Origin of the sequence: Rhizobacter sp. OV335, from assembly GCF_900142965.1 — a bacterium.
Taxonomy (GTDB): domain Bacteria; phylum Pseudomonadota; class Gammaproteobacteria; order Burkholderiales; family Burkholderiaceae_C; genus Rhizobacter.
The window spans coordinates 86,863-108,777 of sequence record NZ_FRCQ01000015.1 but is presented as its reverse complement, the minus strand read 5'-3'; the positions used below and the strand labels follow the sequence as shown (position 1 = coordinate 108,777).

Sequence of the window (21,915 nt, the reverse complement as noted above, 5' to 3'; positions counted from 1 at the left end):
GGGTCAGGTCTCCTTCGGGGTGGCGAGTGCGGCGTTGTGCGCCGCCGGGGTGTGCTTGCGGGCCGCGCAGCGCGCGCGCCACGATTGCCAGGCCCCGGCCACGCCGTCGGGCTGGAACAGCACGACCAGCATGAACAGCAGCCCGTACCAGAGCAGCCAGGTCTCGGTGTAGGCGCCCAGCAAGTCTCTCGTCAGGATGAACACCAGCGCGCCGATCACCGGCCCCCAGAAGCTCACCAGGCCGCCGCCGATCAGCACCATCATCACGACGAAGCCGGAGTTGTGCAGGCTCATCACGTTCGGGTAGGCCGATTGCTGCGCCATCGCGAACAGCGCGCCGGCCAGCCCCGCGACCGAGGTCGAGATGATGAAGGCCAGCCACTTGTAGAGCCACACCGGGTGCCCGACGAACGCGGCGCGCATCTCGTTCTGCTTGATGGCCCGCAGGATGCGGCCGAACGGTGAGTGCACCAGCCGCCACAGCGCGGCCAGCACCAGCGCGAACACCACCAGTGCGAAGTAGAAGAAAGCCTCGTTGCTCTTCAGCGAGAGGTCGATGAAGCCGAGCGACAGGTCGGGCCGCTTGATGTTCAGCAGCCCGTCCTCGCCGCCGGTCACGGTGTGCCACTTGCCGGCCACGAACCATGCGAGCTGGCCGAACGCGATCGTCAGCAGCGCGTAGTAGATGCCACGCCGGTGCGAGATGAACGCGCCGACCAGCGCGCCCGCCAGCGCCGCGGCGAGCACCGCGCCGAGCAGGCCGGCGAGCAGCCCGGCCCCGCCGCGCAGCTGCAGCAGCCCGAACGCATACGCGCCGATGCCGAAGTAGGCGCCGTGCCCGAACGACGGCAGCCCGCCATAGCCCAGCAGCAGGTTGTGGCCGAGCGCGAACAGCATCCAGATCATGATTTCCAGCGCCAGGTACTGGTAGAGCCCGACCTGGCTCAACCACAGCGGCGTGCTGGCGAGCACCGCCACCGTGACCAGGAGCGGAAGCGGGGCGATCGGCGCGTGTCGTGTGGTGCTGAGCATGTTGGAACGCTGGACATGAACTGTGATGAACGGTGGACTCGCCGGAATATATGTTCTACAGTTTCTGAGCGCAAGAATGTTTGTTCCTATTGCGACTCGGTGCTTCCCCCTAGACAGTTCAGCCTCATGAGCCAGATCTCGAGCTACGACGAATTGAAGGATGCGATCTCGCACGCCTACCCGGACTTGCCGGCGCAGCTGCAGCGCATCGCGCGCTTCGCGCTGGAGCGCCCGAACGAGCTCGCGCTCGGCACGGTGGCGGTGATCGCCGAGGCCGCGCAGGTGCAGCCGTCGTCGCTGATCCGCTTCGCGAACGCGCTCGGCTTCAACGGCTTCTCGCAGATGCAGCAGGTGTTCCGCGGCCACCTGGTCGAGCGCTCGGGCAGCTACCGCGAGCGCATCAACCAGCAGCGCCGCAGCGGCGACGGCGCGGCCAGCGGCGGCTTCCTGAACCAGTACGTGGCCGAGGCGATCGCCGAGCTCGGCCATCTTGAAGACAGCGTGCGCGCGGCCGACGTGAAGGCCGCCGTGCAGCTGCTGTGCGCGGCGCGCCGGGTGCACGTGCTGGCGCAGCGCCGCGCGTTCCCGGTCGCCAGCTACCTGGCCTATGCGCTGAGCCAGCTCGAGCTGAAGGCCTACCTGCTCGAAGGCCTGGGCGGCATGCTGCGCGAATCGCTGCGCAACATCGCGGCCGACGAGGTGCTGGTCGTCACCAGCTTCCACAGCTACTCGCGCGAGGTGATCGATGCGGCCGAGGCGGCGCAGCAGGCCGGCGTGCCGGTGATCGCGATCACCGACAGCGCGCTGTCGCCGCTGAAGCGGTCGGCCAGCGTGTGCTTCGAGCTCGGCCTGGCGTCTGACCAGGTGTTCCGCTCGCTGGTGGCGCCGCTGTGCCTCGCGCAGGCCATCGTCGTGACGACAGGGCACCGGCTGGCCGAGATCGCCGCAGAGAAAGCCACCGGTCGCCCTGCGCCGAAGCGCCGCACCGCGGCCCGGAGCACGCCCACCCGACCCCGACTTTTCAATGGAGATGCTGCATGAGTGTCAGAGATTCCGCCCCGCCGGCGGCCCGCGCGCTGGACCTGGTCTGCGTCGGGCGGGCCGCCGTCGACCTGTATGGCGAGCAGCTCGGTGCGCGCCTGGAAGACGTGCAGACCTTCGCGAAGTACCTCGGCGGATCGCCGGCCAACACCGCGGTCGGCGCATCGCGGCTGGGCCTGCGCTGCGCGATGCTGAGCCGCGTCGGCGACGAGCACAACGGCCGCTTCGTGCGCGAGACGCTGGCCGCCGAGGGCGTCGACGTGTCGCAGCTGAAGACCGACCCGTCGCGGCTGACCGCGCTGGTCTTCCTCGGCCTGCGCGACCGCGACACCTTCCCGCTGGTGTTCTACCGGGACAACTGCGCCGACATGGGCCTGTGCGAAGACGACGTCGACCCGGCGGTGATCGCCAGTGCCCGCGCGCTGCTGATCTCGGGCACGCACCTGTCGCGGCCCGGCACGCGGGCTGCGTGCCTGCTGGCGATGCGCGCCGCGCGCGCGGCCGGCACGCGCGTCGTGCTCGACATCGACTACCGCCCGGTGCTGTGGGGCCTGACCGCGCCGGGCCTGGGCGAGCAGCGCTACATCGCGTCGGCCCACGTCAGCGCGCAGCTGCAGGAGATCCTGCCGCTGTGCGACCTGGTCGTCGGCACCGAGGAAGAGGTGCACATCGCCGGTGGCAGCGACGACAGCGCGACCGCACTGCGCCGCATCCGCGCGCTCTCGACCGCGCTGATCGTGATGAAGCGCGGGCCGATGGGCTGCGTGGCGTATGACGGTGCGATCCCGGCGCGGCTCGACGACGGCGTCGCCGGCCCGGGCTTCCCGGTCGAGGTGTTCAACGTGCTGGGGGCCGGCGATGCCTTCATGGCCGGGCTGCTGCGCGGCTGGGTGCGCGACGAGCCGCTGCCGCAGGCGCTGCGCTATGCGAATGCCTGTGGCGCCATCGTCGTGTCTCGGCATGGCTGCGCGCCGGCCATGCCCAGCTGGGTCGAGCTGAGCCATTTCCTCGCGCACGGCTCGCGCCACCAGCGGTTGCGCGAGGACGCGAAGCTGGAGCACCTGCACCGCGCGTCGACGCGGCACCGCGCCTGGCCTGGCCTCGCGGTGCTGGCCTTCGACCACCGCTCGCAGTTCGAGGAGATCGCCGCGAAGCACGGCACGCCGCGCGAGCGCATTCCGCAGTTCAAGGCGCTGGTCGCGCGCGCCGCGGCGCAAGGCCATGCGGCAGCCCGTGCGGCGCACCCGCTGCGCCACCCGGGCCAGCCCTTCCCCGAGGCCGGCGTGATCCTCGACGGCCGTTTCGGCGAGCAGATCCTGCCGCCGCTGACCGGCGTCGGCCTGTGGGTGGCGCGGCCGGTCGAGCTGCCCGGCTCGCGGCCGCTGGATTTCGAGGACGGCTGCAACGTCGGCCTCGCGCTTCGGACCTGGCCGCAGGAGCATGTGGTGAAGTGCCTCGTCTACCACCACCCCGACGATGAAGCGGGGCTCGCGGCGCAGCAGGTCGCGAGCGTCGGCCCGCTGGCCCAGGCCTGCAACGCCACCGGCCATGAGCTGCTGCTGGAGGTGATCCCGCCGCGCGGCATGGCGACCGACGACGAGACGCTGGCGCGCGCGCTGCGCCAGTTCTATGCAGCAGGCATTCGGCCCGACTGGTGGAAGCTGCCCCCGCCCGCCAGCGAGGCCGCGTGGCGCCACATCGGGGACGTGATCGCGTCGAACGACCCGCTGTGCCGCGGCGTGCTCCTGCTCGGCATGGAGGCGAGCGAAGCTGCGCTGCGCGAAGGCTTCCGCACAGCGGCTGCGCAGCCGCTGTGCAAGGGCTTCGCGGTCGGCCGCTCGCTGTTCGCCGAGGCCGCGCACGGCTGGTTCGCCGGCACGCTGGACGATGCGGCTGTCGTCGACCAGGTGGCGGCCAGCTACCAGCGGCTGATCGAGTTCTGGACCGAGGCCCGCGCCGAATGCGCGAGCGGCTCGCTCGTCAATTGACCCCAACCAAGGAAACACCATGACTGCAAACAAGAACCCCCGCGTCGGCTTCATCGGCCTAGGCATGATGGGCCACGGCATGGCCAGGAACCTGCTCGCCAAGGGCTTTCCGGTGAGCTTCGTCGCGCACCGCAACCGCGCCAACCTGCAGGACCTGCTCGACGCCGGCGCGAGCGAGCAGCCGTCGCGCGCCGCGGTGGCGGTCGCGAGCGACGTGGTGATCATCTGCGTCACCGGCTCGCCGCAAGTGGAGGAGATCGTCTACGGCAGCGAGGGCCTGCTGGCGGCCGCCGCGAAGGGGCTGACGGTGATCGACACCTCGACCGCCGAGCCGGCGTCCACCGCGCGCATCCGCGCCGACTTCGCGGCGCGCGGCGTCGCCTTCATCGACGCGCCGCTCGCCCGCACCCCGAAGGAGGCCGAGGAGGGCCGGCTGAACACGATGGTCGGCGCCGAGCCGGCCGACTTCGAGCGCGTGCGCCCGGTGCTCGCGGCCTTCTGCGAGAACATCTTCCACGTCGGCCCGCCGGGGCACGGCCATGTGCTGAAGCTGATCAACAACATGCTCGCGATGACGACCGCGGCCGCCATCGCCGAGGCGGTGGCCACCGCCGCGAAGAGCGGGCTGTCGCTGCAGAAGCTGTTCGACGTGATCTCGGCCGGCGGCGTCAACTCCGGCATCTTCCAGATGATGCTGGGCAAGACGCTGCAGGGCGACCTGACCGGGCTGAAGTTCGCGATCGGCAATGCGCAGAAGGACCTGCGCTACTACACCCACCTGACCGAGATGCTGCCGACGACGAGCTTCGTCGCCGAGGCGGCGCACCAGAGCTTCGTGCAGGCCGGCAACCTGGGCCTGGGCGACAAGTTCATCGCGTCGCTGCTGGAGGCGCAAGAGAAGCTGAACAACGTGCAGATCATTCCGCGCTGATCGAGCGCAGGCCTCACACCACAACAACCCTGGAGACAAGCATGGACAAGTCGACGAAAGAAGTTCAGACGATCGATACCGGCGCACCTGATACGGCAAGACGCAGCCTGCTGAAGGCCGGCGCCATCGCCGCGGCCGCGCCGGCCGCCTTCTTCGGCCCGTGGGCGCACAACCGCGTCTGGGCCCAGGCGGCCACGGCCAAGCCGCTGGTCATCGGCCTGACGATGGATGCGTCGGGCCAGTACGGCGCGAGCGGCGGCGAGGAGCGCCTCGGCGCGATGATGGCCATCAAGGAATACAACGACAAGGGCGGCGTGCTGGGCCGGCGCATCGAGGCGCTGCACATGGACACCGAGACCACGCCGGCCTCGGGCTCGCGCATCGCCGAACGGATGATCACGCGCAACGAAGTCGCCTTCCTGGTCGGCGCGCTGCACTCCGGCGTGGCCAACGCGATCTCGCAGGTGGCGCAGAAGTACGGCACGATCTTCCTGAACACCAACTCCAGCTCGCCGACCGAGGCCGGCAAGGACTGCCACCGCGTCAAGTTCGTCTGGGACGGCAACGGCACGAACTTCGCGCACGCGATCGTCAAGAACGCGATCAAGGTGAACGGCAAGAACTGGGTGCTGCTGACCAACGACTACGTGTGGGGCCGCACCACGTCGGCCGCGACGCGCGCGATCGTCGAGGCCAACGGCGGCAAGATCGTCGACGAGCTGCTGGTGCCGCAGAACACCCGCGATTTCTCGTCGTACCTGCTGAAGCTGCAGCAGCTGAAGCCGAATGCGGTGGCCACCGCGATCGGCGGCGACGACATCAAGGCGCTGCGCCAGCAGGTCATCCAGCTGAACCTGCAGAAGAGCATGGCCTGGATCAACAACCAGCAGGACTGGCCCGACGTGTACGGGCTCGGCCCGGAATCGATCTTCGGCGTGTTCGGCACCACCTGGTACTACCGCCTCGACCTGCCGGGCGTGAAGGAATTCGTCGCGGCCTACCAGAAGCAGTTCCCGGGCATGGCGATCAAGGTGCCGGGCAACGTCTATCACAACAGCTACATGGCGACGCGCGAGCTGCTGCGCTGTGTGGAGGAGGCCGGCACCACGCAGAACATCGCGGTGATCAAGAAGCTCGAAGGCCGCAAGATGCCCGCGCGCGACCGGCTGCAGCACTTCGATGCGTGGATGGACCCGGTGACCCACCAGGTGCAGCAGACCATCTACATGGCGAGCTACAACGAGACGCCGGCCGAGAAGGACGACATCTTCAAGATCCTGTCGAACGTGGATCCGAAGGAGGTCGTCGATGCGGACGCGCAGAAGGCCTGCAAGCTCGAGAGCTACGACGCCACGCCTTCGTACCAGCAGTGAGAGGCCGGTGATGCACGCGCACTCACCGAGCCGCCGGCGCCTGGTGCTCGCACCGGGCGCGGCTGCCGTGGCGGGCTTCGCCGGACCCTGGGCCACGCAGCATGCGTGGGCCCAGGCGAAGCAGAAGAAGCCGCTGCTGATCGGGCTGGCCACCGACGACAGCGGGCAGTACGCCGCGAGCGGGCAGGACGAGCAGCTCGGCATGCGCATGGCGATCGCCGAGTTCAACGAGCGCGGCGGCGTGCTGGGGCGGCGCATCGAGACGGTGCACGAGAACACCGCGGGCGACCCGGTGGTCGCGGTCACCGTGGCCGAGAAGATGATCCGCCAGCAGGAGGTGGCGTTCCTGATCGGTGGCGTGCATTCGGGGGTCGCGAGCGCGATGTCGCGCGTGGCGCAGAAGTACGGCTGCGTCTACTTCAACAGCAACTCCAGCTCGCCCAGCGAGGCGGGTGCCGAATGCCACCGCGTCAAGTTCGTCTGGGACGCCAACGGCACCAACTTCTCGACCTCGGTGGTGAAGGGCGCGATGACCGGGTTCGGCCGCCAGTGGGCGCTGGTGACCAGCGACTACCTGTGGGGCCACAACACGGCCAAGGGCATCCGCCGGATCGTCGAGGGCAACGGCGGGCAGATCGTCGAGGAGCTGCTGGTGCCGCAGGGCACGCGCGATTTCGCGCCGGTGCTGGCCAAGCTGCGCCGGCTGAACCCTGGCGTGGTGGCCACCGCGGTGGGGGGCGACGACCAGAAGACGCTGCGCCAGCAGGTGCAGGAAGCCGGCATGGACCGCAGCGTCGGCTGGATCAACAACCAGCAGGACTGGCCGGACGTCTACGGCCTGGGCCGGCAGGCGCTGTTCGGCATCTTCGGCACCACCTGGTACTGGCGGCTCGGGCTGGCCGGCGTGCCGGACTTCGTCGCGCGCTACCGGCAGGCCCATCCGGAGTACCGGCTCAAGGTGCCCGGCAACGTGTTCTTCAACGGCTACATGGCCACGCGCGAGCTGCTGCGCGCGGTCCAGCGCACCGGCACGACGAACAACCTGAAGCTGATCGCGGAGCTGGAGACCCTGCGCGTGCCGGCCGCCGAGCGCATGCAGCACTTCGACGCGTGGATGAACCCGCACACCCACCAGCTGCAGCAGACGGTGTACGTCGCCGCCTACAACTCGATGCCGACCCAGCCCGACGACCTGTTCCGCATCCTCGCGCGCATCCGGCCCGAAGAGGTGCAAGACGCCGAGAGCGCGCAGGCCTGCAAGCTCGAACCGCTGGCGGCAACGCCTTCGTACGAAACCTGAATCCCGAGACACCATGGACACGCTGCTATCGCTCATTCCCCACCTGGCCAACGGCATCACGCTGGGCCTGCTGTTCGCGCTGATCGCGCTCGGCTTCATGCTGATCGTCGGCGTGATGGAAACCATCAACCTGGCGCACGGCTCGCTGTTCGCGCTCGGCATGTACGTCGCGCTGTTCCTGCTGGCACCGAAGCTCGGCTGGTTCCCCGAGGCGCAGGCGGCCTACATGGCGCTGCCGCTGGGCACGCGCTATGGCATCGCGCTGTTCGCTGCGCCGCTGGTGGTCGGGCTGGTCGGGCTGGTGCTCGAGGCCTGCCTGCGCCGCACCTACGGGCGCGACCCGCTTTACGGGCTGCTGCTCACGTTCGGCGCGGCGCTGCTGATCGAGGAGCTGATCCGGCTGACCTGGGGCAGCAACGAGCAGCAGATGCCGCTGCCGCAGGCGATCTCGGGGGCGTTCCTGATGGGCGACCTGATCTATTCGCGCTACCGTGTGTTCGCCAGCGGCTTCGCGATCCTCGCGATCGCGGCGCTGTGGCTGTTCCTGGAGCGCACACCGTATGGCGCGATCATCAAGGCCGGCGCGCACGACAGCGAGATGGTGCGCGCGCTCGGCATCAACCTGTCGCGGCTGCGCTCGGCGGTGTTCGCGCTGGGCGTCGCGCTCGCGGCGCTGGCCGGCGTCGTGATGGCGCCGATCTGGGGCATCCGGCCGCAGGTGGGTGTCGACGCGGTGGTGCCGGCCTTCCTGATCATCGTGCTCGGCGGCGTCGGCTCGCTGTGGGGCGCGGTGATCGCCGGGCTGCTGGTCGGCCTGGTCACCGGTCTCACGGGGGCGTATGCCTCCGAATGGTCGCTGATGTCGATGTACCTGCTGTTCATCGGCGTCGTCACGTTTCGCTCGCGCGGGCTGTTCGGCAAGAAGAGTGTTCTCGATACATGAGCAATACATGAAAACTTCAACCCCTCTGGAAGGCAAGCTCGCGCTGGTGACCGGTGCCGGCGGCACGATGGGCCGCGCGGTGGTCGACGCGCTGCGCGCCGATGGCTGCCGCGTCGCGATGGTCGACCTGTCGCTCGCGTCGATGGAATCGCTCGCGGCGCGCCACGGCGACGCGGTGCTGGCGGTGGCCTGCGACATCTCGCAGGCCGAGTCGGTGCGCGCGGCGCATGCGCAGGTGCGCGAGCGCTTCGGCGAGGTCGACATCCTGGTCAACAACGCCGGCGTGCTGTCGAACAACAAGATCGAGGCCACCTCGATCGCCGAATGGCACCGCGTGCTGGGCGCCAACCTCGACGGCGCGATGCTGTGGTCGCAGGCGGTGGTGCCGGCGATGAAGGCGCGGCGCTGGGGCCGCATCATCAACACCAGCTCGCTGGCCGCGAAGACCGGAGGGCTGACTGCCGGCACGGCGTATTCGGTGTCGAAGGGGGCGATGAGTGCGCTGACCTTCTCGCTGGCACGCGAGCTGGCGGCGCACGGCGTCACCGCGAACGCGATCGCGCCGGCCTACGTGCGCACGCCGATGGTGACCGAGCAGCTGAACGAGGCGCAGCGGCAGGCGCTGCTGCAGCAGATCCCGGTCGGCCGCTTCTGCGAGCCGGAGGAGTTCGCGCATGCCGTCAGCTTTCTTGCATCACCGTTGTCGGGGTTCATCACCGGCGAGGTGCTGGACCAGAACGGCGGACTGTTGATGGATTGACGATGAGCGAAGCAGTGACAGCGTGGGGGCTGGCCGACCTGTTCGGCCTGCAGGGGCGCGTGGCCTACGTGCCGGGCGGCTATGGGGGGATCGGCGAGGCGATCGCACGCGCGCTGGTGGGGGCCGGCGCGCGCGTCGCGGTCTCGGGGCGCAGCGCGGAAAAGGCCGAGAGCCTGGCCGCATCGCTGCGCGCCGGCGGCGGCGACGCGCTGGGCCTCGCGATGGACGCGCATTCGGTCGACAGCGTGCGCGGGTCGGTCGACGCGGTCGCGCGGCATTTCGGCGCGCTCGACCTGCTGGTCAACTGCATCGGCATCCAGCGCGAGGAGCGGCTGGCCGAGGTCAGCGAGGACGCGTTCGACGAGGTCGTGCAGGTCAACCTGAAGGCCGCGATGTTCCTCGCGCAGGCGGCGGCGCGGCACCAGGTCGACGCGGTGGCGGCCGGCCGGGCGCCGGGGCGACAGCTGCACCTGCTGTCGGTGCGCGCGCAGCTGGGCATGCGCGACCGCGGCTACTCGGCGTACTGCGCGACCAAGGGCGCGCTGGTGATGCTGATCAGGCAGCATGCGGTCGAGCTGTCGGCACACGGCATCACCGTCAACGGCATCGCGCCGACGGTGGTGCGCGGCGAGATGGGCGCGCACTGGCTGGCCAACCCGGCGACGCGCGAGCACATCCTCGGGCGCATTCCGCTCGGGAGGGTCGCGGAGCCGCAGGACGTGGCCGGTGCCGCGGTGTTCTTCTGCGGGCCGGGGGCGAGCTTCGTGACGGGGCAGGTGCTGTACCTGGATGGCGGGCTGACGGCAACGCAGTAGATCCGTCGGCAGAGCGTCGAATGATTGTGGTTGCACCGGGCCGGAAAGAACGTTTGTTCATGATAAGTTTCATGGATGACCCGGGCGACGAACTACGAGCAACTGAAGGCCGCGATCGAGGCGGCCTACCCTGAACTTCCGCAGCAGTTGCAGCGCATCGCGCGCTATGCGCTGGACCAGCCGAACGAGCTGGCGCTCGGCACGGTGGCGGCGGTGGCCGAGGCGGCGAAGGTGCAGCCCTCGTCGCTGATCCGTTTCGCGAACGCGCTGGAGTTCAAGGGCTTCTCCGAGATGCAGCAGGTGTTCCGCGGGCACCTGGTCGAGCGCTCGAGCAGCTACCGCGAGCGCATCGACCGGCAGCGCCGCCAGGGGCAGCCGACCGCCAAGGGGGCAGGGCTGCTGAGCCAGTTCGTCACCGAGGCGGTGTCGGAGCTGGGCCAGCTCGAAGAGAGCGTGCGCGCCGCCGACCTCACCGCGGCGATCAAGCTGGTGTGCACCGCGCCGCGGGTGCACGTGCTGGCGCAGCGGCGGGCCTTTCCGGTCGCCTGCTACCTGGCCTACGCGCTGAGCCAGCTCGACCTGCGGGTTCACCTGCTCGACGGCGTGGGCGGCATGCTGAACGAATCGCTGCGCAACCTGGAGCGCGGCGAGCTGCTGATCGCGACCAGCTTCCACAGCTACTCGCAGGAAGTCGTCGACGCGGCCGCGTCGGTGCACGCACGCGGCGTGCGCGTGATCGCGATCACCGACAGCGCGCTGTCGCCGCTGAAGCCGTCGGCGACGGTGTGCTTTGAACTCGGGTTGGCGTCCGACCGGCCGTTCCGCTCGCTGGTCGCGCCGCTGTGCCTGTCGCAGGCGCTGGTGGTGGGGGCGGGGCATCAGCTGGCGGAGGCGGGGAAAGGCGCGAAGGGAACGCGGCCTCGCACCTGAGGGCGTTCGTGGGCCTGCGGCACAGGCCGCTTGCAAATAGTCCCACGATGGGACTATAGTCCGATCTGTGCGCGTGATCAGCAAACAATCGTTGGCGAACTTCTGGCGGAAACACCCGGCATGCAGGGAGGCACTGCAGGCTTGGTACGCAGAAGTCTGTCATGCCGACTGGACCTCGCCCCAAGACATCAAGCGGCGCTACGTGACCGCCAGTTTCGTTGCCAAGAACCGCGTGGTGTTCAACATCAAGGGCAATGACTATCGGCTCGTCGTTGCGGTGGCTTACAGGCTCCGGGCGGTCTACATCAAGTTTGTCGGGACGCACGCACAGTACGATGCGATTGACGTTGTGACGGTGGAGTTGGACCCATGAGCAAAGCAGCAATGACGCTGAGGCCGATCCGCACGGAGGCTGACTACAAGGCAGCGCTGAAGCAGGTCGAACCTTATTTCGATGACGAGCCGAAGCCCGGCAGCGAGGCCGGTGCTCATTTCGACGCGTTGGTGACGCTGATCGAGGCCTATGAGGCCAGGCACTTCCCCATCGCGCCGCCAACCCCCGTCGAGGCGATCAAGTTCCGCATGGAGCAGGCCGGCCTGACGGTCAAGGATCTGGAACCCATCATCGGAAAGTCGAACCGGGTCTACGAAGTCTTCTCCGGCAGGCGCCCGCTGACCTTGTCGATGATCCAGCGGTTGCACGCGCAACTCGGAATCCCTGCTGAAACCCTGATTCAACCGATGCCCAAGTGGGTTGCATAGGCGGCTGCAAGCCTTCTTCGGTCTGACACCGCGCCGATCGGTCATCCACCGGCCGGCCGGTGCACCACCCATCCCGTCCCCGATTGACACCCCTCCTCGTGGCTGTTATAAGAACAAATGTTCTTTGATACTGTTGTGTAGAACGTTCATTCAACAAACGTTCCGCCCGACATCCGCAGCACCGGACCACCGGCGCGCGGCCACTGATGGAGACAAACGATGTTCAAGCACCTTCAGCGCGCGCGTTGGGCTGCGCGCATGCTTCGTGGCTTCCTGCGTGCCGCCCGCACGCTCCCCGTCGCCGCCGCGCTGTGCGCCGCAGGCACCGCGGGCGCCGCCGGGCCGGGCCTGCCGAACCTCACCTACAGCGCCTCCGAGGTCTTCCAGCCGATCTCGGTCATCCACAGCGCCGTCGCCGGCAGCGCGCGCGGCGAGGGCACGGTGCAGATGGTCGAGGGCTACCTGTTCGTGCCGTTCGGCAAGGACTCCGGCGTCTCCGGCGGCGGCTTCGCGTTCTACGACATGTCGAACCCGCGCGCGCCGGTGAAGGTGTCGCAGACCGACGTGACCGCGCTGCGCGAGCCGCACGGCTTCGGCTTCGCCAACGGCGGCAAGCACGCCGTGATGCAGACCATCAACGGCATCATGTTCTGGGACTTCACGAACCCGCTCGCGCCGGTGCAGCTCAGCCAGCTGGTACTGCCGGGCATCCAGGAGTCCGACTACGCGCTCGGCGCCTGGTGGGCGTTCTGGCAGGCGCCCTATGTCTATGTCGGCGGCTCGGGCAACGGCCTGCTGATCGTCAACGCCGCCGACCCGCGCAACCCGGTCTACGTGAAGACCATCCCGACCAGCACCTGGGGCGGCTTCCGCGTCGGACCGACCTTCGCGGTCGGCAACCTGCTGGTGATGACCAGCACCGACGGCAGCGGCCTCGCGACGCTCGACATCAGCGACCCGGTCAACCCGCGCCTGGTCGGCTCCAGTTCGACGACGCCCGGCCAGTACAGCGGCATCGTCAACGGCGAGCGAATCATCACCGCCGGCACCGACAACAAGCTGCATGTGTTCGACATCAGCAACCCGGCCGTCTTCACGCAGACCGCGGTGTCGGCCGACCTGGGCGGCAAGGGCGGCTACGTCTCGGTGCAGGGCGGCTACGCGCACTCCGGCTTCTCGGTCAAGTACGCCAAGGTCGACCTCGCGACCGGCGCCACCGCCGGCACCGGCACCTCCAACATCTCGGGCCGCGACGAAGACTTCGGCACGGTGTTCGGCAACCTGGTGCTGGTCGGCAACGACCACGGCTCGGGCAGCGCGGTGATCCCGCACCAGGCGGCCCCGTGGACGCAGACGCCCAGCGTCAACATGGTCTCGCCGAAGAACAACGCGGCCAGCATGCCGGTGACGAGCCGCGTCGGCCTGACGACCACCGCGCACATCGACCTGCGCACCGTCTCCACCACCAGCTTCATCGTGCGCCCGCTCGGCGGCTCGGCCCTGCCCGGCCGCTACAGCGGGCAGTCCGGCGTGCTGAACTTCTCGCCCGACGCGCCACTCTTCCCCGGCACCACCTATGAAGTGGTGGTGCCCGCCGGCGGCATGAAGGACGACAACGGCAACGCGATCGCCGCGTTCACCTCGCGCTTCACGACCGCCGGCAGCGCCGCGGTGGCCTGCACGCTCGCACCGCGCACGGCCGCCTTGGTCAACAGCAGCCAGTCGTTCGCGCCGTCGTCCACCAGCGGCAGCAACCTGCAGTACTCGTGGAGCTTCGGCGACGGCAGCAGCACCGCGTTCTCAACCACGCCGTCGGCCACGCACAGCTACACCGCGCCGCGCCACTACCCGGTGATCCTGTCGGTGCGCAGCGGCACGCAAACGAGCACCTGCTCGGCCAACCAGACCATCCACACCGCGCCCACCGCGAACGCGCCGCGCAGCACCGGCACCATCGCGTACGACGCCGGCCGCAGCCGCGTCTGGGTCGTCAACTCCGACAGCAACACCGTCAGCGCGATCAACACCGCGAACAACACGCGGGCGCTGGAGGTCGGCGTCGGCACCAACCCGCAGACGCTGGCCTTCGCACCCGACGGCCGGCTGTGGGTCGCCAACTTCGGCTCGGGCGACATCAGCATCCTCGATCCGGCGAGCGGCGGCCTGGTGCAGTCGATCGCGCTCGGCAACGGCTCGCGGCCGTTCGGCATCGTCTTCAACCCGGCCGGCAACGCGGCCTACGTGTCGCTGTCGGGCTCGCAAGGCGTCGTCAAGCTGCACCCGACGACCGGTGCGGTGCAGGCCACGCTGTCGCTCGGCGCGGTGCCGCGCGGCATCGCGATCAGCGGCGATTCGTCGCGCGTGCTGGTCACCCGCTACCTGTCGCCGGCCACGCGCGGCGAGGTGGTCGAGGTGAATGCCGCGCTGACCGCCGTCACCCGCACCTTGGCGCTCGCGACCGACCCCGGCCCCGACACCGAGGCCAGCGGCCGCGGCGTGCCGAACTTCATCACGTCGATCGCGATCCAGCCCGACGGCCAGCGCGCGTGGATCCCGTCGAAGAAGGACAACACGCTGCGCGGCAGCTTCCGCGACGGCCAGGCGCTGACCTTCGAGAGCACGGTGCGCACCATCGTCTCGCAGATCGCGCTCGACACCAACGCCGAGGTGCTGGCCGACCGCATCGACCTGAACGACCGCGAGCTCGCGAACGCGGTGGTGTTCAGCCCGCTCGGCGACTACGCCTTCGTGTCGACGCAGGGCACCAACCAGATCGAGGTGGTCGATGCCTACACGCGGCAGCTCAGCACCGGCATCGTCAACGTGGGCAGGGCACCGCGCGGCCTGCTGCTGACGCCGAGCGGCCGGCTGTACGTGCAGAACTTCATGTCGCGCAACGTCGGTGTGTACGACGTGAACGGCATCCTGAACGCCACCAGCAACGTCGCGAGCAAGATCGTCGACGTGGCCGCGGTCTCGTCGGAGCCGCTGTCGGCGCAGGTGTTCCAGGGCAAGCAGATCTTCTACAACGCCGACGACCGGCGCATGAACCGCGACAAGTACATCTCGTGCGCCACCTGCCACCAGGACGGCGGGCACGACGGCCGCGTGATGGACTTCACCGACCGCGGCGAGGGCCTGCGCAACACCACGGTGCTGAACGGCCGCCGCGGCACCGGCCAAGGCCGGGTGCACTGGAGCGCGAACTTCGACGAGATCCAGGACTTCGAGCACGACATGCGCAACGCGTTCGGCGGCACCGGCTTCATGACCGATGCGCAGTTCAACACCGGCACGCGCAACCAGCCGCTGGGCAACCCGAAGGCGGGCGTCAGCGCCGAGCTCGATGCGCTGGCGGCCTACGTCAGCTCGCTCGCGACCGTGGGCCCGAGCCCGTACCGCAATGCCGACGGCACGCTGACTGCCGACGGCATCGCCGGCCAGGCGATCTTCAAGGGCGCGGGCCAGTGCAGCAGCTGCCACTCGGGCGCCGACTTCACCGACAGCGCGACCGGCGTGCTGCACGACGTGGGCACGATCAAGCCCTCGTCGGGCAAGCGCCTGGGTGCCACGCTGACCGGCATCGACACGCCGACGCTGCGCGGCGTGTGGGACAGCGCGCCCTACCTGCACGACGGCTCGGCCGCGACGCTGCTGGACGTGCTGACCACCGCCAACCCGGCCGGCCTGCATGGTGCCGCGAGCAGCCTGACGGCCGCGCAGCGCCAGCAGCTGGTGAGCTACCTGCTGCAGATCGACGACAGCACCGACGGCGCGGCCGGCGTGGTGCTGAGCAACCTGTCGGTGCAGGACACCGCGAACGCCGGTGGCTGGGCGCTGGTGTCGAACCTGCAGGCCGGCAACCTGCAGTACGGCGACCGCACCTACACCGTCACCAGCGTGCCGGCGGCGCTGGCTGGGTCGGCCTGGCTGCGCACCGCGAACCTGTCGCGCGCCTACACCGGCGCGACGCTCGCCAGCTTCACGATCAGCCAGGCGGCCGACGTGTACGTGGGCATCGACAACCGCACGACCGCGCCATCGTGGATGAGCGGCTGGACCAACTCGGGGCTGCAGCTCGTCAACAGCGAATCGCCGGGGCGGACCTTTGTGCTGTACCGCAAGAACTTCGCGGCGGGGACGGTGACGCTCGGGCCGCTGAACAACACCGGCGTCAGCATGTATTCCGTCATCGTCAAGTGAACCTCAGGGAGCCCCCCATGAAGCTTCTCACCCGACTGCGCCGCCTGGGCGGTGCCCTCGCGGCCGGCCTGCTGATCGCCGTCCCTGCGCTGGCGGCCAGCGTCCCCACCGGCTTCGTCGACGCCCAGGTCGCGACCGGCCTCACCAGCCCGACCTCGATGGCGGTGATGCCCGATGGCCGCGTGCTGGTCGTGCAGCAGAACGGCATCGTGCGCATCATCAAGAACGACGCGCTGCTGGCGGCCAACTTCCATGCCTTCGCGAACGTCGATTCGACCAACGAGCGCGGTTGCCTGGGCGTCGTGCCCGACCCGGCCTTCGCCACCAACCACTACGTCTACTTCTACTGCTCGACGGTGGTGGGCAGCGTCTCGCGCAACCGCGTGATCCGCGTCACCGAGGCGGCCGACACCATCGTGGCCGGCAGCGAGCGCGTGGTCTTCGAGCTGCCCGACATCCCGAGCGCGACCAAGTGGCACATGGGCGGCGCGATGCGCTTCGGCACCGACGGCAAGCTGTACGTCGCGGTCGGCAACCACGAGGACAACCCGCAGCCGGTCGCCACCTCGAATTCGCAGAACCTCGCGAGCGCCTTCGGCAAGGTGCTGCGCATCAACGCCGACGGCACCATCCCGTCGGACAACCCGTTCTTCAACAACGCGAGCGCGTACAAGGCCAACTACATGCTCGGCTTCCGCAACCCGTTCGTGCTGGACATCCAGCCGACCACCGGCGCGATCGTGATCGGCGACGTCGGCCAGGGCAGCTGGGAAGAGATCAACCGCGGCCAGGCGGGCGGCAACTACGGCTGGCCGGCGGTCGAGGGCGTCGGCACGAACGCCTCGTACCTGAACCCGATCTACGCCTACTCGCATTCGGTGGGCTGCTCGATCACCGGCACGCAGTTCTACAACCCGGCCACCGCGCGCTTCCCGGCGAGCTACGTCGGCCAGCTGTTCTTCGCCGATTTCTGCAACGGCACCATCAAATCCTTGAGCCTGGCCTCGCCGACGGTGATCAACAACTTCGCCAGCGGCATCGGCAATCCGACCAACATCGGCGTGTCGCCGAGCGGCGCGCTGTACTACCTGGCGCGCAACCAGGGCACCGGCACGCCGGCACCGGGCGCGGGCACGGTCAGCAAGATCAGCTACACCGGCAGCCAGGCGCCGGCGATCACCGCGCAGCCGCAGAGCATCACGGTGTACGTCGGCACGGCGGCGACCTTCAGCGTCGGTGCCGACGGCGCGACCAGCTACCAGTGGCAGCGCAACGGCACCAACATCTCGGGCGCGACCGCCAGCAGCTACACGCTCGCGACGACGACGGTCAACGACACCGGCGCGAGCTTCCGCGCGGTGGTCACGAACGCGTCGGGCAGCGTGACGTCGAACGCGGCGACGCTGACCGTCACGACCAACCGCTCGCCGACCGCGGCCATCCTGACGCCGGCAAGCGGCGCGGGCTTCGCGACCGGCGACGTGATCTCGTACTCCGGCAGCGGCAGCGACCCGGAAGACGGCAACCTGCCGCCGAGCGCGTTCACCTGGAAGGTCGACTTCCAGCACGACTCGCATGCGCACTCGTTCGTGACGCCGGTCAGCGGCGCGACCAACGGCTCGTTCACCGTGCCGGACTTCGAGGCGCTCGAAGCCAACATGTGGCTGCGCATCACGCTGACGGTGCGCGACTCGTCCGGCGCCACCGCGAGCGCGTCGCGCGACATCGTCCCGCGCACGCCGGTCAGCCAGCTGCCGGTGGTCGGCACGCCGGCCAACGGCTGGGGGCCGTACGAGGTGGACCGCAGCAATGGCGAACAAGGCGCCGCCGACGGCAGGCCGATGACGCTGGCCGGCGTGCCGTACCCGCGCGGGCTCGGCGTGCATGCACCGTCGGACATCAGCTTCGCGCTGAACGGCAACTGCTCCGGCCGCTTCATCTCCGACCTGGCGATCGACGGCGAGGTCGGCAACAACGGCTCGGTGGTGTTCCAGGTCTGGCTGGACGGCGCGCTGGCGTATGACAGCGGCGTCACGCGCGCGGGTGACCTGCGCAAGAAGGCCGACGTTGCGGTGGCCGGCAAGAACCAGCTGCGGCTGGTGGTCACCGATGGCGGCGATGGCAACGGCTCCGACCATGCCGACTGGGGTGGTGCGCGCGTCACCGGCTGCGGCACGACGCCGCCAGTCGCGGTGGTCGGCAACCTGCTGGTGTCCGATGGCGCCAATTCGGCAGCGTGGTCGATCCAGGGCAACCTGCAGGTCGGCAACACCGTCTACGGCGACCGCGCGTTCACCGTCGCGAGCCTGCCGGCCGCAGTGGCCGGTGGCGGCTGGGTCCGCACCGCGAACGCGTCGAAGGCGTACACCGGCACGCCGCTCGCGAGCTTCTCGCTGAGCGCGGCGGCGGATGTCTACCTGGCGTTCGACAACCGCGGCGCGCTGCCGTCGTGGGTGGACAGCAGCTGGGTCGACACCGGGAGCGACCTGACGACCTCGGAGAGCGGCACGAGCCGCGCGTTCAGCATTTTCAAGAAGCGCTTCAACGCCGGCACGGTGACGCTGGGCCCGCTGAACAACGCCGGCATCAGCATGTACCTGGTGATCGTGAAGTAGCGTCAGCCGCGGGGATGGTGGGCGGCGTGCAGCGCCTTCAACCGTTCCCGCGCCACGTGCGTGTAGATGGTGGTGGTGGAGATGTCCGCATGCCCCAGCAGCATCTGCACCGCGCGCAGGTCGGCGCCGTGGTTCAGCAAATGGGTCGCGAAGGCATGGCGCAGCGTGTGCGGCGACATCGGCGCATGGATGCCGGCCTGCAGCGCGTACTTCTTGACGAGCTGCCAGAACATCTGCCGCGTCATCGGCCCGCCGCGGCCGGTGACGAACAGCGCGTCGCTCGCCTGGCCCTTCAGGATGTCGGCGCGCGCCTCGTCGAGGTAGCGCCGCAGCCACGCGTGCGCCTCGTCGCCGAACGGCACGATGCGCTCCTTCGAGCCCTTGCCGGTGACGCGCAGCGCGCCGTCCGACAGCCCGAGGTGGACTGCCTTCAGCGTGACCAGTTCGCTGACGCGCAGCCCGCTCGCGTACATCAGCTCGAGCATCGTGCGGTCGCGCAGGCCGAGCGGGGTGTCGACGTCCGGCGCCTTCAGCAGCGATTCGACCTGGGCCTCGCTCAGCGTCTTCGGCACGCGCAGCGGCTGGCGCGCGGTCAGCAGCTTCAGCGTCGGGTCGGCGAGGACCAGGTGCTCGCGCAGCGCCCAGCGGAAATAGCGCTTGAAGACGGTGAGGCGCCGGTTCGCGCTGGTGGCCTTGCCGGCGACCTGCGTCACCGCGTAGGCGCGCAGGTCGATCTCGGTGGTGGCGTTCAGCGCCTTCTTCGGCTCCTTCGCGAGCCACTGGGCGTACAGCGTCAGGTCGCGCCGGTAGGCGGCCAGCGAGTTGGCGGCGAGGCCGTCCTCGATCCACAGCGCGTCGATGAATCGATCGATCGCGCCGTGGCTTTCCGTCAGTTCAGGCGAGGCCTGCAACAGGGCAGTGTTCAATCAGTCCAGCTTGAGTTTCTGCTGCGCGACGACCTTCTTGTACACCTCGTACTCGGCCGCGATCTGCGCTGCGAACTGCTCCGGCGTGTTCGCCACCATCAGCGAGCCGGTCTCCTCGATGCGCTTCTTCACCGCCGGGTCTTCCAGCGTTTTCTTCACCGCGGCGTTCACCTTGTCGACGATGTCCTTCGGCAGGCCCTTCGGCCCGTAGATGCCGTAGTACGCCATGCGGTTCACGCCCTCGAAGCCGACCTCCTTGAAGGTGGGCACGTTCGGCAGGACCGCCAGCCGCGTGGGTGCCGCGACCACGATCGGGATCAGCCGGCCGTCCTTGATGAAGGGCAGGGCAGACGGCAGGTTGTCGAAGATCATCGGCACCTGGCCGGCGATGGTGTCGTTCAGCGCCGGGCCGGCGCCGCGGTACGGGATGTGCGTGACGAAGGTGTTGGACAGGCTCTTGAACAGCTCCATCTGCAGGTGGCCGATGCCGCCGGTGCCCGAGCTGCTGAACGAGTACTTGCCGGGGTTCTTCTTCAGCTCGGCCAGGAAGCCGGCGAAGTCCCTGGCCGGAAAGCTCGGGTGCACCGCGATCACGTTCGGCGTGGCCGCCACGTTGATGATCGGCGTGAAGTCGGTGATCGGGTTGTACGGGATCTTCGTGTTGATCGCCGGGTTGGCCGCGGTGGTCGACACGGTCGCGACGCCGAGCGAGTAGCCGTCGGGCGTGGCTTTGGCGATCTCGTTGGCGCCGACCGAGCCGCCGCCGCCGGCCTTGTTCTCGACGATCATCGTCTGGCCGAGCGGGCCGTTGATCTTCTCGGCCACCACGCGGGCAATGATGTCGGTGGTGCCGCCGGGCGCGAAGGGCACGACCAGCCGCACCGGCTTGGTCGGCCAGGCCTGTTGTGCCAGGGCGGCACCGTGGGCCGCCAGCAGCGCGCTCGCGAAGGCAGCGGCGGCGATCAGTGTTCTGCGTTGCATGGTGTCTCCTGTTGCGGGTGAGTCGAAGCACGAAACGAGGGGCATTGTGAGCGATCCTGCCCCCGTCGCCGGGCAGCGGCGGTGTGGAAACTACGAAGCGGGAAAGCACGGACCACGCAGGCGGCGCTGGCACACTCGGGCCGCATGTCGAATGCCCTCTTGCTGCTGCCCGATTTCCTGCTGATCGTCTGCGGCTTCTGCATCTGCCGCTACACCGCGCTGGACCGTCCGGTCTGGGAGGCGGCCGAGCGGCTCGTCTACTACGTGCTGTTTCCGGTGCTGTTGTTCAACTCGATCGTGCGCAGCCCGCTGCAGCCGGCGCAGACGTTGAGCCTCGCGGCCAGCGGCGTCGGCATGCTGCTGGTGGGCATCGCGCTGTCTTACGCACTGCGAAGGGGGCCGGGTGTCGACGCGAGGCTGCACGCGTCGGGTGCGCAGACGGCGTTCCGCTTCAACTCGTTCATCGCGCTCGCGCTGGCCGAGCGGCTCGGCGGGCAGCAGGGCGTCGCGTGGATGGCCTTGCTGATCGCGCTGGGCGTGCCGCTGTGCAACGTGGCGGCGGTGTGGCCGCTGGCGCGGCATGGTGGGCATTCGTATGCGCGCGAGATCGTGCGCAACCCGCTGATCGTCAGCACGGTGGCGGGGCTGATCGCGAACCTGGCGGGGCTGCAGTTTCCGGAAGCGGTGGCGACCACGCTGCAGCGCATCGGCGTTGCGGCGCTGCCGGTCGGGCTGATGGCCGTGGGGGCGGGTTTGCGGGTGGCGGGGCTGCGCGCCGCGCCGGGGTTGGCGGCGGCCTTTTTGTCGATCCGGCATGCGGTGCTGCCGGCGGTGGCGATCGGGCTGACGGCGGTGTTGGCATTGCCGCTTGCGCAGCGCGACATCGTCGTGCTGTTCGCTGCGATGCCCACCGCGTCGAGCGCGTATGTGCTCGCGGCACGGATGGGAGGCGACGGTGCTTACGTGGCGGGGCTTGTCACGCTGTCGACCTTGCTTGGGATGTTGAGCATCCCGATATGGCTCGCTGTGCTCGCGGCACTTCCTTCTTGATGTGGCATCGGCGCGAGCAAAGGCGCGGGTGGGCAGGCTGTGGCTCGCCGGACGGTGCGGTCTTCGCCCCTCTCGGGGCGAAGACTTCCCACCCGCGCCTTTGCCGAACCTGCCGTTTGTGTTCGGAGCCCGTCGGCAAAGAAACACCGTTCGCCCTGAGCTTGGCGAAGGCCCTGCGCGCGCCGGGCACAACCCTTCGACGGACGGGCCCTCGACAAGCTCGGTCCCTGCTCAGGGCGAACGGGTGCTCGTGTACGCACAGCGC

Annotated in this window: 17 protein-coding genes; 14 read left to right on the top strand and 3 right to left on the bottom strand. The window is 69.2% G+C overall.

All coding sequences use genetic code 11. The annotated features are described in order from the left end of the window. Positions 1-3 precede the first annotated feature (3 nt). Positions 4-1,032 carry a branched-chain amino acid ABC transporter permease gene (locus BUE42_RS17030; RefSeq protein ID WP_073466353.1) on the bottom strand — a complete coding sequence of 343 codons (1,029 nt, stop codon included), beginning with the start codon at positions 1,030-1,032 and terminating at the stop codon, positions 4-6. Between the two features lie 126 nt (positions 1,033-1,158). Here BUE42_RS17030 and BUE42_RS17025 point away from each other — a divergent pair, with 126 nt between their 5' ends. From BUE42_RS17025 to BUE42_RS16965, 13 genes are all read left to right on the top strand, one after another. After that, on the top strand, positions 1,159-2,073 hold the full coding sequence (locus BUE42_RS17025; protein WP_073466350.1) for a MurR/RpiR family transcriptional regulator: 915 nt from the start codon (positions 1,159-1,161) through the stop codon (positions 2,071-2,073). Then, positions 2,070-4,061 carry a bifunctional 5-dehydro-2-deoxygluconokinase/5-dehydro-2-deoxyphosphogluconate aldolase gene (gene iolC, locus BUE42_RS17020; protein WP_073466348.1) on the top strand — a complete coding sequence of 664 codons (1,992 nt, stop codon included), beginning with the start codon at positions 2,070-2,072 and terminating at the stop codon, positions 4,059-4,061. The genes BUE42_RS17025 and iolC overlap by 4 nt, the downstream gene beginning before the upstream one ends. 19 nt (positions 4,062-4,080) lie before the next feature. Then, complete coding sequence (locus BUE42_RS17015) at positions 4,081-4,992, top strand: NAD(P)-dependent oxidoreductase (protein ID WP_073466346.1); 912 nt, start codon at positions 4,081-4,083, stop codon at positions 4,990-4,992. A 41-nt stretch (positions 4,993-5,033) separates the two neighbouring features. Then, complete coding sequence (locus BUE42_RS17010) at positions 5,034-6,365, top strand: ABC transporter substrate-binding protein (RefSeq protein ID WP_083614212.1); 1,332 nt, start codon at positions 5,034-5,036, stop codon at positions 6,363-6,365. A gap of 10 nt (positions 6,366-6,375) precedes the next feature. Next, positions 6,376-7,665, top strand: a complete 1,290-nt coding sequence (locus tag BUE42_RS17005; RefSeq protein ID WP_083614211.1) for an ABC transporter substrate-binding protein — start codon at positions 6,376-6,378, stop codon at positions 7,663-7,665. A 13-nt stretch (positions 7,666-7,678) separates the two neighbouring features. Continuing rightward, positions 7,679-8,608: a branched-chain amino acid ABC transporter permease gene (locus tag BUE42_RS17000; protein ID WP_073466344.1), complete on the top strand. Its 930-nt coding sequence runs from the start codon at positions 7,679-7,681 to the stop codon at positions 8,606-8,608. Positions 8,609-8,615: 7 nt separating this feature from the next. Further along, on the top strand, positions 8,616-9,368 hold the full coding sequence (locus BUE42_RS16995; RefSeq protein ID WP_073466342.1) for an SDR family NAD(P)-dependent oxidoreductase: 753 nt from the start codon (positions 8,616-8,618) through the stop codon (positions 9,366-9,368). Between the two features lie 2 nt (positions 9,369-9,370). Then, positions 9,371-10,183 carry an SDR family NAD(P)-dependent oxidoreductase gene (locus BUE42_RS16990; protein ID WP_073466340.1) on the top strand — a complete coding sequence of 271 codons (813 nt, stop codon included), beginning with the start codon at positions 9,371-9,373 and terminating at the stop codon, positions 10,181-10,183. A gap of 75 nt (positions 10,184-10,258) precedes the next feature. Beyond that, positions 10,259-11,113 (top strand): MurR/RpiR family transcriptional regulator, encoded by an 855-nt coding sequence (locus tag BUE42_RS16985; RefSeq protein WP_073466337.1) that lies wholly within the window; start codon positions 10,259-10,261, stop codon positions 11,111-11,113. 67 nt (positions 11,114-11,180) lie between these two features. Then, on the top strand, positions 11,181-11,486 hold the full coding sequence (locus BUE42_RS16980; protein ID WP_073466335.1) for a type II toxin-antitoxin system HigB family toxin: 306 nt from the start codon (positions 11,181-11,183) through the stop codon (positions 11,484-11,486). A gap of 11 nt (positions 11,487-11,497) precedes the next feature. Continuing rightward, positions 11,498-11,875, top strand: coding sequence for a helix-turn-helix domain-containing protein (locus tag BUE42_RS16975; RefSeq protein ID WP_073466333.1), 378 nt, complete (start codon positions 11,498-11,500; stop codon positions 11,873-11,875). Between the two features lie 219 nt (positions 11,876-12,094). Beyond that, complete coding sequence (locus tag BUE42_RS16970) at positions 12,095-16,078, top strand: Ig-like domain-containing protein (RefSeq protein ID WP_083614210.1); 3,984 nt, start codon at positions 12,095-12,097, stop codon at positions 16,076-16,078. A 17-nt stretch (positions 16,079-16,095) separates the two neighbouring features. Beyond that, positions 16,096-18,693, top strand: a complete 2,598-nt coding sequence (locus BUE42_RS16965; RefSeq protein ID WP_073466328.1) for a PQQ-dependent sugar dehydrogenase — start codon at positions 16,096-16,098, stop codon at positions 18,691-18,693. Positions 18,694-18,695: 2 nt separating this feature from the next. Here BUE42_RS16965 and xerD read toward each other — a convergent pair whose 3' ends face one another. Both xerD and BUE42_RS16955 read right to left on the bottom strand, forming a co-directional pair. Further along, on the bottom strand, positions 18,696-19,619 hold the full coding sequence (xerD, locus tag BUE42_RS16960) for a site-specific tyrosine recombinase XerD (RefSeq protein WP_083614209.1): 924 nt from the start codon (positions 19,617-19,619) through the stop codon (positions 18,696-18,698). Beyond that, complete coding sequence (locus tag BUE42_RS16955) at positions 19,620-20,600, bottom strand: tripartite tricarboxylate transporter substrate binding protein BugE (protein ID WP_073466325.1); 981 nt, start codon at positions 20,598-20,600, stop codon at positions 19,620-19,622. A 144-nt stretch (positions 20,601-20,744) separates the two neighbouring features. Between BUE42_RS16955 and BUE42_RS16950 the strand changes: the two genes are divergently transcribed. Then, positions 20,745-21,650 carry an AEC family transporter gene (locus BUE42_RS16950; protein WP_073466323.1) on the top strand — a complete coding sequence of 302 codons (906 nt, stop codon included), beginning with the start codon at positions 20,745-20,747 and terminating at the stop codon, positions 21,648-21,650. The last annotated feature ends 265 nt before the right edge of the window (positions 21,651-21,915 follow it).